Source organism: Archangium gephyra, from assembly GCF_042230915.1.
Lineage (GTDB): Bacteria > Myxococcota > Myxococcia > Myxococcales > Myxococcaceae > Archangium > Archangium gephyra_B.
Map to the genome: position 1 here is coordinate 6,560,647 of NZ_CP102578.1, position 13,971 is coordinate 6,574,617.

General features: G+C 69.9%; 12 protein-coding genes. 5 read left to right on the top strand and 7 right to left on the bottom strand.

The genetic code is table 11. From position 1 onward, the window contains the following. Complete coding sequence (locus tag NR798_RS25720; protein ID WP_375765135.1) at positions 1-882, bottom strand: SDR family NAD(P)-dependent oxidoreductase; 882 nt, start codon at positions 880-882, stop codon at positions 1-3. Positions 883-1,272: 390 nt separating this feature from the next. Between NR798_RS25720 and NR798_RS25725 the strand changes: the two genes are divergently transcribed. Together NR798_RS25725 and NR798_RS25730 are read left to right on the top strand one after the other, a co-directional pair. Next, complete coding sequence (locus tag NR798_RS25725) at positions 1,273-2,067, top strand: trypsin-like serine peptidase (RefSeq protein ID WP_375765136.1); 795 nt, start codon at positions 1,273-1,275, stop codon at positions 2,065-2,067. Between the two features lie 285 nt (positions 2,068-2,352). Next, the gene (locus NR798_RS25730; protein ID WP_375765137.1) at positions 2,353-2,811 is read left to right on the top strand and encodes a universal stress protein; all 459 of its coding nucleotides are present in this window, start codon (positions 2,353-2,355) and stop codon (positions 2,809-2,811) included. Here NR798_RS25730 and NR798_RS25735 read toward each other — a convergent pair. Next, positions 2,783-3,844, bottom strand: coding sequence for a hypothetical protein (locus NR798_RS25735; protein ID WP_375765138.1), 1,062 nt, complete (start codon positions 3,842-3,844; stop codon positions 2,783-2,785). The two genes, NR798_RS25730 and NR798_RS25735, sit on opposite strands and share 29 nt — an antisense overlap. Positions 3,845-3,978: 134 nt before the next feature. Here NR798_RS25735 and NR798_RS25740 point away from each other — a divergent pair, with 134 nt between their 5' ends. Beyond that, entirely contained in the window at positions 3,979-7,656 is a 3,678-nt protein-coding gene (locus NR798_RS25740; RefSeq protein WP_375765139.1) for a tetratricopeptide repeat protein, read from the top strand. 28 nt (positions 7,657-7,684) lie between these two features. Then, a complete protein-coding gene (locus NR798_RS25745; RefSeq protein WP_375765140.1) occupies positions 7,685-8,719 on the top strand; it encodes a threonine aldolase family protein in 1,035 nt (344 codons plus the stop codon). 13 nt (positions 8,720-8,732) lie between these two features. Here the strand turns inward: NR798_RS25745 and NR798_RS25750 are convergent, their stop codons facing one another. From NR798_RS25750 to NR798_RS25760, 3 genes are all read right to left on the bottom strand, one after another. Then, positions 8,733-9,989, bottom strand: a complete 1,257-nt coding sequence (locus NR798_RS25750; RefSeq protein ID WP_375765141.1) for a hypothetical protein — start codon at positions 9,987-9,989, stop codon at positions 8,733-8,735. A 119-nt stretch (positions 9,990-10,108) separates the two neighbouring features. Continuing rightward, positions 10,109-10,480, bottom strand: coding sequence for a hypothetical protein (locus tag NR798_RS25755; RefSeq protein WP_375765142.1), 372 nt, complete (start codon positions 10,478-10,480; stop codon positions 10,109-10,111). After that, positions 10,480-11,628 carry a fatty acid desaturase family protein gene (locus NR798_RS25760; RefSeq protein ID WP_375765143.1) on the bottom strand — a complete coding sequence of 383 codons (1,149 nt, stop codon included), beginning with the start codon at positions 11,626-11,628 and terminating at the stop codon, positions 10,480-10,482. The genes NR798_RS25755 and NR798_RS25760 overlap by 1 nt, the downstream gene beginning before the upstream one ends. A 204-nt stretch (positions 11,629-11,832) precedes the next feature. Here NR798_RS25760 and NR798_RS25765 point away from each other — a divergent pair, with 204 nt between their 5' ends. Beyond that, on the top strand, positions 11,833-12,363 hold the full coding sequence (locus NR798_RS25765; RefSeq protein ID WP_375765144.1) for a hypothetical protein: 531 nt from the start codon (positions 11,833-11,835) through the stop codon (positions 12,361-12,363). On the opposite strand, the gene NR798_RS25770 is transcribed toward NR798_RS25765, so the two are convergent. Both NR798_RS25770 and NR798_RS25775 read right to left on the bottom strand, forming a co-directional pair. Next, positions 12,350-13,129 carry a lysophospholipid acyltransferase family protein gene (locus tag NR798_RS25770; protein ID WP_375765145.1) on the bottom strand — a complete coding sequence of 260 codons (780 nt, stop codon included), beginning with the start codon at positions 13,127-13,129 and terminating at the stop codon, positions 12,350-12,352. The genes NR798_RS25765 and NR798_RS25770 overlap by 14 nt on opposite strands. An 18-nt stretch (positions 13,130-13,147) precedes the next feature. Next, positions 13,148-13,936 (bottom strand): exodeoxyribonuclease III, encoded by a 789-nt coding sequence (locus tag NR798_RS25775; RefSeq protein ID WP_375765146.1) that lies wholly within the window; start codon positions 13,934-13,936, stop codon positions 13,148-13,150. Positions 13,937-13,971 lie beyond the last annotated feature (35 nt).

Genomic DNA, 13,971 nt, shown 5'->3' on the forward strand with positions numbered 1-13,971 from the left:
TCACGCCCCCTCGGGTTCCCCGGCGAGCAACACGCGGGAGCCCCTATCCGGGTGTGCGGGCTCCAGCAGCGAGGTGCCGTGGCGGAGCTGGCGGGCGGCGGGAAGGCCCGCGGCCCGCAGCACGCCCCGGGGCATGAGCGACGACAGCCGCATCACCCACCGGTACGCGAGGCCCGGGTGCACCAGCGGCTGGGCCCGATCAAACCCCTCCAGGGCCTCGCGGGCACACTGGGCCGCGGAGATACGCATCCACGCGGGAGCCCTGCCCGCCCGCTCCTGGGTGCCCGCGACCTCGCTGAACTCGGTGTCCACGGGCCCGGGTGTCACCTGCGTCACCACCACCCCGGTGCCCATCAACTCCAGCCGCAGCGACTCGGTGAAGCCATCGAGGAAGTGCTTGGTGCCGGTATAGACGGACAGGCCTGGGACGAAGGCCCTCGCCCAACAGGAGCCGATGTTGAGGATGCCGCCGCGCTTGCGCTCCACCATGCGCCGCAGCAGCCGGTGGGTGAGCAGCAGGGGTGCCGTCACGTTCACCTGCACCATCTGCTGGATGCGCGACCAGCTCTCCTGCTCGTAGAGGCTGTAGTCCCCCAGGCCGGCGTTGTTCACCAGCACGTCCACGCGGACGAGGTGCCGGTGCAGCGAGTCCAACAACGAGTCCACCTCGTCCGGGTGGGCCAGGTCACACCGCTCCACCACCACGCCCAGGGTGGGGTTGCGCTCGAGCAGCTCGTCGCGCAGCACCTCCAGGCGCTCCTCGCGGCGGGCCACCAACACCAGCGTCCGCGCCCGCCGGGCGAGCTGGCGGGCGATCTCCCTGCCAATCCCCGAGGAGGCCCCGGTGATGAGGACCGTGCCCGAATCGATGGGTGGACGCATGGCTCCTCCTTGCCTCGCCAAAAAGGAAAGCTAGGCACCTGGAGCAACCCCCACATGGCGCGTCGGACCGAGCGCCCCCCCGGCTCCCCCGCTCCCGAGCCAGACGGCACGAATTGTCCGTTTTCACGACGAATCCCAGAAGTCGTGATGTCCTGATTCAGGACGCTCGCGCGAAGCCCCTAAGGTCCGGAATCGGCTCGGGTTTCGTCCGGATTTGTGCAACAGGTTTACAATTGTAATCCCGAAACAGGAGCATGGATGCTCCACCCGGGCCCGGCATGAGAGGACCCGGCCCGAGTGAAAACGGCCACCTGCGGGGCTGGCACGGCAAGTGCCAACAGCACGGCCGCGCGCACTTCCCCGCGCGACGGAGAGAGCCCCTTTATGAGCATGAAGATTGTCCGTGCGTTCCTGGTGGTGGGTCTGACGGGTTGCGGTGTGGCCGAGCTGCCCGAGGACGTTCCCAACGCGGAGTCCACGGCTTCGGTGGAGTCCCCTGTCATCGTCGGCTCGGTGAACTGGACGGCCGCCACCTCGCTGAGCTCCACCAGCACCGAGCGGACCCGCTCCAAGGCGGTGGGCTATCTGTCCATCCCCGCCGTGGGCAGCCGCTGCACCGCGTGGCTCGTGGCCAACGACAAGATCGTCACCAACAATCACTGCATCGGCAGCAGCGCGGACGCGGTGGGCGCCAAGGTGTCCTTCAACTACGAGGACGGCGTCGCCTCCACCAGCCGCATCTGGTACGACTGCTCCATCTTCGTGAAGACCTGGACGGCCGAGGACATGACCGTCCTCACCTGCAAGGCGCTCAACGGGTACCTGCCCGGCCAGGTGTACGGGAAGCTGACGGTGGCCAGCGCCAACGCGGTCAACAGCTCCTCCATGTACGTCATCCACCAGAACTGCGACTACAACGCCACCCCGAGCTGCGTGCCCAACAAGAAGTACTCGCCGGGCACCGTGCTCAACACCAACTGGAGCAGCAACGAGCTGTCCTACAACGCGGACACGCTGGGCGGCTCCTCCGGCTCGCCGGTGCTCGCGGGCGCCAGCGCCGCCAACGCGCACTACGTGATCGGCCTGCACCACGTGGGCGTCGGCTCCAACTACAGCAGCAGCGCCTACAACACGGGCGTCGAGGCCTCGGCCATCCGCGCCCGCCTGGCCGAGCTCGGCCTGTAATCCCCGCCTCATGAGCACCCGCGCGCCTCCCCGTGAGGACGCGGAATGGACGGCGGCTCCTCACGGGGCCGCCGTTTCATTTCCGGCATCCCGGGCGCTCGCCCCCTCCCCTCCGGGCAGGCTCACGTCTGACGCAAGGCTTGCGCCCATGGCCGCCCCTCGCGGAAGAGTTTGCGCGCGGACACCCCCGGGTGCGTGAAATGGCCCTGGCATGCATCTTCCAGGGATGAAGCCGCAGAGCGCCCGCCCCACGCCGGGGTCCGGACCGCAACGGAGGGAATACCGATGCCCACGCCTTCTCGCATCCTCGTACCCGTGGACCTGATGGAGGGCTCCAAGGCCGTCATCGACTACGCGGTGCAGCTCGCCAAACCGTTCAATGCCTCCATCGAGGTGCTGCACGCCTGGGAGCCGCCCCAATACGTGGCGCCGGATCTCCTCGTCGCCGCGCCGGGCTGGAATCCCCAGTCGCTGGAGAAGACGGCGCTCGAGGCGGCCCGCAAGGAGCTGACGACGCTCATCGGCTCGCTCGAGGCCCCGGGTCCCATCACCCAGCGGCTGGAGGTGGGCGAGCCGGCCGCGGCCACCCTCCGCGTCGCGGAGACGGGCGGGTTCGATCTGATCGTCATGGGCACGCACGGCCGCCGGGGCCTGCCCAGGCTGCTGCTGGGCAGCGTGGCCCAGAAGGTCATCGCCCGGGCCCATTGCCCCGTCCTCACCCTGCACGTGACCGAGGAGAAGTAGGCACGAGCGCGGTGGCCCGCTTCGCCGCCCGGCGGGCCGCCAGCACGGTGGGAAGGCCGAGCACCAGCATGGCCCCCATCACGAGCGCGGCGCCCACCAGCTCCCGCGTCCCCGCGCCCGGCAGGCCGAGCAGCGCGGCGAGCAGCCCGGTGGCCACCACGCCCGCGACGATGCTGGAGGCGCGGTTCACCGGGACGCAGAACGAGTTCTCCCGGTGGTCCAGCAGGATGAGGCCGCCGAAGACGCCGGTGCCCTGGGACAGCACGCCCACCAGCAGCTCCTCCACCACCCGCCCGCGCGCGAGCAGCTCCGTGAAGCCGTGGCGGATGTCGGAGAGCACCGGCCCCTCGCCGATGAGCGCCGCCACCGCCAGCGTCGCCACGAGAACGGGCGTGGCCACCATCTGCTCCTCGACGAAGTAGCGGATGCCGGCCGTGGGCTCCCCCGTCTTGGCCAGGTGGCTCATGAAGCGCAGCCGGATGAAGTAGCCCACCAGGTACACGCCCAGGTCCACCAGCGCCGCCGTGGTGACGCGGGCATCCACGCCCGGCGCGGTGGCCACTCCCACGGCCGCGAAGCTCAGCCCCAGCGCCACCCAGGAGGGCCATGCCACCCGTCGCTGGCTCAGCACATCCACCAGCGGCGCGAGGATGAGCACGCCGCCGCGCATGAGCAGCATCATGAAGACGATGGACGTGCCGCTGAAGGTATAGGCGAGCGTGGTGGTGGCGATGATGGCCGCGGAGCACAGCCCCGAGAGGAACGTCCACGGGCCGGGAAATGGCACCCGCACACCCAGGACCGTGCGGGTGCTCGCGTATTGCCACCAGCCCCGGGCGGTGAGGAAGAGGAACATGCCTACCCCGGACGCGAGCGTGCTCCACGGCAGCAGCTCGAAGCCGGAGATACCGCGCGTCATCCCGTCCAACGCTCCGCGTGAAAGGGCCTTGGTGAGCGCGCTGTAGGGCGCGTAGCAGGCGAAGTAGCCGAAGGCGTACCCCCAGATGGCGAGGTCGCGGCGGTGGGTCGTCATGTCCACGTGAGGGCCCTCCCCGGGCTCCACCCGGTGGGGACTGCAAGAGTGGCGCCCACCACCCGGGGGGCTCGCTCCCCACCCGGCGTATCGCCTATGGTCCCGCGCTCATACAGTCCCTGGAGGGGGGAACGATGGAGCGGTTGAACACGCTGGCCGAAGACATCCGACACGTCGCGGGGTTGCTCGCCGAGGATGTGCTGGAGCCGGATCCGGAGCGGTCGGATTGGAACGGCATGAAGGTCCGCGTGGACATGGTGCGCCAGGGCATGGACAAGGTGCTCGACGGCCTGTCCGGCGCGCTGGAGGAAGCCGAGGAGGCCGAGCTGAAGGGGCTCGTGCGCAAGCGCGTGGCGGACGTGGCCGCCCGCACCGCGGCGCTCCTGCTCGCCTCGGGCAGCACCGAGGGCTGCCGCCGCCTGCTGGAGAAGGCCGTGCGGCTGTGCGAGGACGCCTCGCAGCGCGCGGAGCTCGAGGCCGGACTGGCCGAGCCGGAGGTCTTCGGCCGTTTCCAGTACGCGGCGTGGCTCCTGGGCAAGGGTCACTTCGACAAGGCGGACCGCCTCCTCAAGCGCGTGGTGAAGGACACCCGCCAGCCGGCCCTCAAGGCGGCGGCCCGCACGGCACAGCGCGGCCCGCGCCCCATCAAGAGCGCCCCCTCGCTCTTCACCATCAACGGCTGCGGCGTGGGGCTGTACGGCAAGCGCGATCAGGCTCCCGACGGCACCTATGTGGCCACGCACTTCATCTGCCTGATCTTCATCCCCGTGTTCCCGCTGAAGGCCTACCGGGTGCGCTCGGACGACGGCAACTCGTACCAGTTCTACGCCCAGGAGCCGCTCGGCCCGGTGACGCGCTGGTGGCAGCGGCTGGTGCTCGCCAGCATCGTGGGGATGTTCCTCTGGTCCAACGTGGACGGGTACCTGAACTCGCCGGAGCGGCTGGCGCGGCTGGCGTTGGAGGAGGTCCAGACGGCGGAGGCCACCCTCCCGCGCGAGCAGGCCATCAAGCGCTACCGCACCTTCATCGACGCGCACGCGGATGCGTCGGCGCGGAGCCAGGCGGCGGAGGCCGTGGTGCGGCTGAGCCTCGCGGACATGCCCACCCCCTGCACGCGCGGCACGGTGGAGGCGGTGGGCCGCGTGGTGCGGAGCATCGGCACCCTGCCCTTCAGCGCGATCAGCGGCGCCCCCGCGGCCCGGTTCGGTGAGCGGCTCGACGGCTGCGCCCGGGAGATTGGCCAGGCGACGCCGGAGGACACGCAAGCGGCGCTCACGGTGGTGGAGGAGGCGCTGCGGGTGACCGGGAACGTGCCGGCCCTGCGGGAGCGGCAGGTGACGCTCAAGCGCTCCGTGGCGGACCGGCTCGTGAAGGAGTGGCCCCTGCGCGCGCTCGCGCTCTACGTCGAGCTCCCCGGCAAGGAGTCGCTGGACGCGGCCGAGGCCATCATCGACACCTTTGGCGAGGCGCCCTCGCTGTGGTTGGAGGCCGCCGGCCCGGTGGAGGCGTGGAGGAGCCACCGGGATCAGGACAAGTCGCGCCGTGAGAAGGTGGCCCTCTACCTCACGCGGCTGGAGACGGCTCGCGCCACGCACGAGAAGGACGCGGCGCTCATCGAGGAGGGCGATGGGGCGAAGCTCGCCCAGGCCCTGAAGGCCTCTCCCGGCAATCAGGAGCTGGCGGTGGCGCTGGCGAGCCTCGCGCGCGGCCAGGGGGACGCGAAGGGGGCCATGGCCACCCTGTCGGCGCTCGGGCCCCAGGGGCGGCTCACGGGCGATGCCCAGATGATGCTCGGCCTGTGCCACCGGGACCTCGGACAGCTGCCCGAGGCGGACGCGGTGCTCTCCACCTTCGTCGCCAGCCGCCTGGAGCCCTTCCAGCGCGTGCAGCGCAAGTACGAGCAGGAGGCGACCGCGTTGCAGGAGCGGCTCGTCTCGCAGGCGCGCGCGGGCCAGCTCCCCTCGGAGGTGGGGAAGCGGCTGGAGGCGGCCTCCAACAACGAGGAGCAGCAGCGGACGATCTTCAACGAGTGGCTGTCCGGGCAGATGGAGGCGGACCCCGGCCTGGAGAAGCTGCGCGGGGAGTACCTGCGTCACCAGTCGGTGGTGCCGGCCTCGCTCATGCTGGGCATGGTGAAGCTGATGCGGGCCAACGAGACGGAGGGCGAGGCGCGCCAGACGCTGCTGGGTGAGGCCGAGCGGGCCTTCCTCTCCATCCGCCAGGAGTCCGAGGGCAACCCGCGCTTCCACCTGGGCCTGGGGCAGGTGTACCACCGGCTGGGCCGCGCCGAGGAGGGCGACAAGGAGCTGCTCAGCGTGGTGGAGGGGAAGAACCCGGAGCTGATGCTGGAAGTGGCCAGCGTCTACCGCGAGCTGGATCGTCCCGACAAGGCCCGGGCCCTCTGCGAGGAGGTGTACTCCACCGCGAAGGAGGAGATGTACAAGCACCGCGCGGCCTCCCTCATGGCGCGCATGGCCCCGGACGACGAGGACGAGGAGAAGTGGCTGCGCAAGAGCGACCTGCGCTCGCCCAACATCCAGGATGCGCTGCTGGAGATCCAGGCGAGGCGGGCGCTGCGCGAGGGCCGGCTGGAGGAGGCCGATCGGGCGTACGCGAAGAGCGCGGCCTTCCGGGCCCAGGATGCGAAGCACAGCGCGACGTCCGCCAACAACGCGGCCATGTCGCTGCGGGGCCGGTACGAGGCGACGGGAGACGTGACCCACCTGCGCTCGGCGGTGCGCTACCTGGAGGACGCGGTGCGGCTGCAGCCGGAGAGCGCCCTCGTGGTGGGCAACCTGGCGGATACGCAGGAGTACCTGGGCACCATCACCGTGCTGGAGCGCTGGGTGCGCACCAGGCCCCTGCACCTGCGCGAGAGCGAGGCGTGGGAGCTGCTTGAGGTGCTGCTCGGAGGCCCGTTGCGCGAGGAGGTGCTGCGCGCGATGGACGGGGACCCCGCCCTGCTCCGCAGCCAGGAGCTGAGCCTGCAGGAGCAGACGCTGGCGCCCGGCAATGCCGCGGCCTGGGAGCGGCAGTTGCAGTGGTTGCGGGTGCACCAGGACGCGAAGGGAATGGCGGCGCTGGCGAAGCGGCTGGAGACACTCCCGGCCTTCGAGGGCGGCATGGGGGCCGAGGTCCGCCTCAAGTGGGAGTCGGGCGAGCTGGACGCGACGATGGTCAAGCGCATGGCCCAATACGTGACCTGGGCCGAGGCGACGCTCAAGCGCGCGAAGCAGACGAACCACGCGCCCACCCTCGCGGCGGCGTGGCACCTGCTGGGCGAGGTCCTGCTCAAGCAGCGGGATCTCCAGGAGACGAAGCCGGAGCAGCCCGGCATGCTGGTGGAGGCCTACCGTCAGGCCGCGAAGCTCTGGCCGCAGTTCGGCGCGAGTGATGACCTGGAACGGGTGTTGACCATCGTGGCTTTGGATCGCGGGTCGGAGAAGTCCGAGGCACTGGCGAAGGTGTGGAAGGCGGAGCGGCGCATCCAGGGCACGGCGACGATGATCCACCACGCGCTGACGGGTCCCGCGGGTGCGGAGGTGGCGGCGGTGCTGCGAGCCCAACCGGAGCTGAAGGAAGCGGCCGAGCGCGCGCGGGCGCGGGCCAAGGTCCAGCCCCTGGTGGCGGACTGGGTACTCGCGAAGGCGGCGGGTGACGTGGTGCTGGAGCAGGCGGCGGCGGCGGTGTTCTCGCGGCCGGACGTGGAGCTGCAGCTGGCGCTCGACACGCGGCTGGCGGGAGACCACCCGCGCGAGAAGGCGGAGCAGGACATCTTCAAGCAGGGCAAGGCGCAACACGGCCGGCCCTGAGCACGAGACAACAGGAGCGGACGACCGAATGAATCCGAAGCGAGGCTTTGCCAGCGACAACAACGCGGGAATCCACCCGGTGATCCTCGAGGCCATTGCCCGGGCCAACGTGGGCCACGCCCTGGCCTACGGTGGGGATCCGTGGACCGAGCGCGCGGTGGCGAGATTCCGTGAGCACCTGGGCGCGCACGTGGACGTGCACTTCGTCTTCAACGGCACGGGCGCCAACGTGCTGGGGCTCAGCGCGCTGCTGAAGCCCTACCACGCCATCCTCTGCTCCGAGTCGGCCCACATCAACGTGGACGAGTGCGGCGCCCCGGAGAAGGCCACGGGCTGCAAGCTCGTGGACATCCCCACCCCGGACGGCAAGCTGACCCCGGCGCTGGTGGAGCCGCGCATCCGCGGCCTGGGCGACCAGCACCACGTGCAGCCCCGCGTCATCTCCATCTCCCAGTCCACGGAGATGGGCACCGTCTACACGCCCGAGGAGATCCGCGCGCTCGCGGACCTGGCGCACCGCCATGGCATGTACCTGCACATGGACGGCGCCCGCATCTCCAACGCCGCCGCCGCGCTCGGCGTCCCGCTGCGCGCCATCACCACCGACGCTGGCGTGGACATCCTCTCGTTCGGCGGCACCAAGATCGGCCTGATGATGGGCGAGGCCGTCGTCGTCTTCGAGCCCAAGCTCGCGCCGGACTTCCGGTTCCTGCGCAAGCAGGGCATGCAGCTCGCCTCGAAGATGCGCTTCGTGGCCGCCCAGTTCGAGGCCCTGCTCACCGATGACCTCTGGCTGAAGAGCGCGCGCCACGCCAACGCCATGGCGGCGCTGCTCGCCCGCGAAGTGTCCTCGCTGCCCAAGGTGCGCATCACCCGGGCCACGCAGGCCAACGGCGTCTTCGCGTGCCTGCCCAAGGAGATCATCCCCCGGATGCAGGAGCACACGTTCTTCTACGTCTGGGACGAGACTACCTCCGAGGTGCGCTGGATGACGTCCTTCGACACCACCGAGGAGGACGTGTGCGGCTTCGCCTCCCGGCTGCGCGAGCTCGTGGGCGGCTGAGCCGCGCCCGTGTTCAGGGCTCCAGCACTCCCCGGCGGTAGAAGCTCTCGCGGTTGCCGGGGAGGTCCTCCTCCCAGAAGACATGCACCTCGGCGGCCCAGCCCGAGGAGATGATGACGGGCGAGGTGGATCTCCCGGGAGACTGGCTCAGGTTGCGCGTCTGCCCGAAGGTCGCTCCTCCGTCGGCGCTGGAGCGGTAGAAGATGTCGCCGCTACCCTCGGACCGGTCGCGCCAGACGATGCGGACGAAGCCGCCGGTGGACGAGAGCGCGTACTGCGACGACTTGCCCGGAGTCGCGCTCACGTTCCTGGGAGCCTCGAAGGTGCCCCCCGCGTCGAGGCTCCGCGTGAAGAAGATGTCCGTCTGGCCCGCCACCTTCTCCTTCCAGACGACGAAGACGGACGCGCCGTTCACCTCGAGCAGCGGATCCACCGAGTCCACGGCGTTCTGGCTGAGGTTCACGCTGGGCTCGAAGCCGGCGCCGTCTGGTGCGCTCCGGCGGAAGACGATCTCACCGCCACAACCGCTGCCCTCCCGCCAAACGACGTACACGACCATCCCCTGTACCGCGAGGCTCGCGTCCTCGGAGGGGCCGTCCCCCTCATCGAGCACCTGCGCGGGCGTGAACGAGCGCCCCTCGTCCAGGCTCTGGCGCAGGAACACATGGGTGCCATCGTCCCAGACGGCATGGACGGTGGTGCCCTCCGCCGCGAGCGCCAGGTCACCACCCTTCGCCTGCTCCGTCAGCTCGATGGGAGGCTCGAAGGAGCCGCCGAAGTCGTGGCTGGCCCGGAGGAAGAGGCCGCCCGCCGTCCCCGGGCCGCTCCAGGCCACGTAGACGTTCCCGTTGGCGGCGACGAGCTGGGGCGCCCGGCCACTCCCGCTCAGCACCTGGACGGGGCCGAAGGTCTCCCCGAGGTCGTGGCTCGCCCGGAAGCGGATGCCCGCCTCGGCCCAGAGGACGTAGACGTTGCCCTGCACCCGGGCCACCTGGACGTCCGAGGCGCGTGCGTGGTGGCTGTCGCTCAGGTTCTGGGGCACGCCGTAGCTCAGGCCCCGGTTCTCGCTCTGCCGGAAGTAGACGTCGCCATAGCCCGTCCGCATGTCGATCCACGCGGTGAAGACATGGCTGCCCACCAGTTCCACCACGGGCTCACGCGAAGTGGCCTGGGACTGGCTGAAGTTCCTGACATTCTCGAAGACGTCGCCAGCGGACGCGGCCAGTGGAGCGAGTAGCAGCCCCAACCACAGCCATCTCGAAGCCCTCATTGCGTCCCCCCCACCCTCGCCAGGGTCAACTTCGCTACGGGGGGCGTCAGCCTGAATCGCACGGCGGACCATGTGTGCCGTCGGATGGACAACCGGCACCCGGGCCCGGGCCTGGCGGACTACCAGTAGCGGCGCGGCGGCGGAGCGGGCGGGGGCGGTACGATCACCGGCTCGATCATGCCGCACTCCAGCAGCCGCTCGATCGCGGCCTTGACCTCCTTCGGGCTGGCGCAGTCCTCGAGGTTGCGCGTCACCTCGGAGATGGTCCGCTCCCCCACCCCGAACTCCACGAGGAAGAGCCCATCCTCGGAGGACAGGCCGCGAGGCCCGCTCCAATCACCCCGGGCCGCGTCGAACTGCGCGCGCCCCGAGCCCGACCGCGCCTTCTCGACCATGAGGGTATACGCCGACACGGCCTCGTTGCCCTTCGCGGAGAGCCGGAACTTCTGGGCACGCCCGAAGCGGACCTTCTCTGGAGTCTCGTCGTTCATCACATCGCCTCCACGGCCAGGGGCTGGCCCATTCGTTTGAGCCAGCGCACGTGGCTCCCCAACGCCGCGCGCACACTGTCCTGGGAGCGGTAGCGCACACCGTGCTCCAGACAGGTCTTCTCGATGATCCCCGAGAGCGCCGGGTAGTGCAGGTGGCAGACACGCGGGAACAGGTGGTGCACCACCTGGAAGTTGAGCCCGCCGAGGTACCAGCACACCAGCCGGTTGCCGCGCGCGAAGTCGACCGTCGTCTCCACCTGGTGGGCCGCCCACTCGCGCGTGAAGGCCTCGCCGCCTTCCGGCACCTCGGGAAAGGCCGCCTCCTCCACGCAGTGCGCGAGCTGGAACACACTGGCCAGCGTGAGCCCGAGGATGAACGAGGTCAGCGCATGGCAGAGCACGACCTTCCACAGGGGATGGAAGAAGGCGGGCAACACCAGGGCCCAGCCGAAGAAGAACAGCTTTCCGATGAGGGCCTCGGCCAGCTTGCGCCCGGTGGGACGGGGCATCTTCTGCAGCCCGACCCGGCCGGAGAGCATGTCCTTGAAGTCATCGATGAACTGCCACTTCACCGCGAGCAGCCCGTAGAGGCCCCAGATGTAGAAGTGCTGGAAGCGATGGGCGCGATGCAGCGGTTGGCTCGGCGCGACCCGGCAGAAGGGCTGGATGTTGATGTCCGCGTCGAGCCCGGCCACGTTGGGATGGCTGTGGTGGAAGATGTTGTGCTTCCAGCTCCACACGTAAGAGGAAGCCCCGAGCACGTCGAGCGTCAGGGCGAGCAACCGGTTGACCGCTCGCCGCTCCGAATAGCCTCCGTGGTTCGCGTCGTGCTGGACGCTGAAGCCGATCCCCGCCATCGCCAATCCCAGCGACACGCACCCGAGGAGCGCGCTCCCCACCCCATCCGCCACGAAGACGAGGAAGGCATAGGAGGCCGCGAACCAACCGAGCAACGCCACCGTCTTGGCGTACATGGCCGGGAGATCGCGCGCCGGGCGCCCGCTGTCCTGGAAGTACTGCTCGACCCGCGCCTTGAGAGCCTGATGAAAGGGTCCCGCCTCCGGAAACTTCGCCTTCGTCGCCTGCGCCAACGTCCACCCGCTCTCGGCCACCCATGGGTCTTCGGTCAGCGCGGAGAGAATCCCCACACGGCCCTACCCCAGCTCAGCAGTCCCCCGTCGTAACACGTCCGGACCCGCACAGGTGACCTGAATCCCGGAGCGTCCGATCCCCAGCTAAGCAGCCTCGGTCAGCAGTCCGGCGCGGGTGGCACGCCCGGCAATCATTCCGGCGGGCGTCCGTAGGACAGCGTGTGCCGCACCGAGCGGCCGCTCTCCCGGAGTCCACGCCCCATGCTCAGGTCCCTCCTGTCCGCGCTCGCCGTCCTCTCCCTGCTCGCCCTGCCCGCCGCCGCTCACGCGGGGGATGACGCCAAGAAGGAGGACAAGTCCAAGGGCGGCAAGTGCACCATCAGCGTCAAGAAGGGGGACCTGGTCTCCCAGGGCAAGGACCTGGTCATCGACGGCAAGAACGCGGTCCGGGACGCGTTGGCCATCGACGGCAACGTGGTGGTCCGCGCGGGCTCCACCGTGAATGACGTGGTGGCCATCCGCGGCAAGGTGACGGTGGAGGCCGGCGCCCGGGTGTCCGGGGACGTCACCGCCATCAACGGCAACGTCCAGCTCCAGAAGGGCGCCACCATCGCGGGGGATGTGACCGCGATCGGTGGAGAGGTCCAGGCCGACGAGGGGGCCACCATCGCCGGCGACAAGAACCAGCTCTCCATCAACATCAACGGAGAGGAGTTCTTCAAGAAGATCGTCGGAGCGGCCCTCAGCGGCACGCTCGACGGCAACTGCGAGCTGCGCTTCACCGAGGAGTGACGGCCCGCTCCGGCTCGGAGGGCGCCCCGCCCTCGACGCCCGTGAGCGGCATCAGCGTGGCCCGGAGCGCGAGGATCTGCTCCCGGGCCATCTGCTTGAGGCGCTCCACGTCCGCGAGCGTCATGCCCTTCGTGGAGATGGGCGTGCCCACCGTCACCAGCGCGCGCGAGGTGGCGAAGCGCCACGAGTGCTTGGGCAGCGACCGGCGCGTGCCGCTCACCGCCATGGGCAGCACGTCCGCGCCCGCCTCGATGGCCAGCCGGAAGGCGCCGTCCTTGAAGGGCAGCAGATCCTCCGTCTTCGAGCGCGTGCCCTCGGGGAAGATCATCACCGGCATGCCCTTGTCCAGCCAGCGGGCGCAGATGGCCATGGCCGCCTGGGCAGAGTCCTTCTCGCCGCGGCGCACGGGGATGTCCCCGGCCAGCCACATGCTCCAGCCCACCACGGGAATCTTGAAGAGCGAGGCCTTGCCCAGCCACTTCATCTCCCACGGCAGGTAGGAGATGAGGAACGGATCCGCGTTGGACTCGTGGTTGCTCACCACCACGGTGCGGGACGCGGGGCGCACCGGGTTGCCGTGGATGCCGAACTTCCAGAAGGGGTTGAGCTTCGCCGCGGTGACGCCGATGAGCCGGAAGGCCCGGCCGGTGATCACCTTGCGCTTGTCGAAGGGCCAGGTGACGACCAGGGGGGCCTGCAGACAGAAGCCCACCAGGGCCACCAGGCCGGTTTCCAGCCACGCATAGATGGAGAGCAGAGCGTTCATGAAGTGCCTCCCGCCCTATCAGCGGCGGACCTTCGGGTCCAGATCCACGCTCACCGGGCAGTGGTCCGAGCCGAGGACGTGGGGATGGATGGCCGCCCGCTTCACGTAGGCCATGGCCCCGGGCGAGGCCAGCACGTAGTCCAGGCGCCAGCCGATGTTGCGCTCGCGCACGCCGAAGCGCTGGCTCCACCAACTGTAGTGCCCCGTCCCCTTCTCGAAGTGGCGGAAGGTGTCCACCCAGCCGGCGCGGAGCCACCGGTCCAGCTCCTCGCGCTCCTCGGGGCGGAAGCCGCTCGTCTCCCGGTTGTCCTTGGGACGGGCCAGGTCGATCTCCTGGTGCGCGGTGTTGAAGTCCCCCATCACCAGGATGCGCTCGCCGTCGCGCAGGCCCTTCTCCAGCCGCGCGAAGAGGCGCTTGTAGAAGGCCAGCTTGAAGGGGATGCGGCTGTTGTCCCGCTCCTTCCCATTGCCGTTGGGGAAGTAGCAGTTGACCACCGTGAGGAGCCCGATGCGGGCCACCTGCAGCCGGCCCTCGGCGTCCATCTCCTTCACGCCCAGCACCGTCTCCACGTCGTCCAGGCCCTTGCGCGCGAAGAGGCCCACGCCGCTGTAGCCGGGGCGCTCCGCCGCGACGAAGTGCGTATTGCGCCAGCCCTTGGGGGCGCGCACCTCCTCGGGGAGCTGTTCCTCGCGGGCGCGCACCTCCTGCACGCCGACCACGTCGGCCTTCTCGGCCGCGAGCCAGTCCAGGAAGCCCTTCTTGTGGGCCGACCTCAGCCCGTTCACGTTCCAGGAGACGATACGCACACCCGTTCATTGCCCGAGCGGCGCGCGCTTTTCCA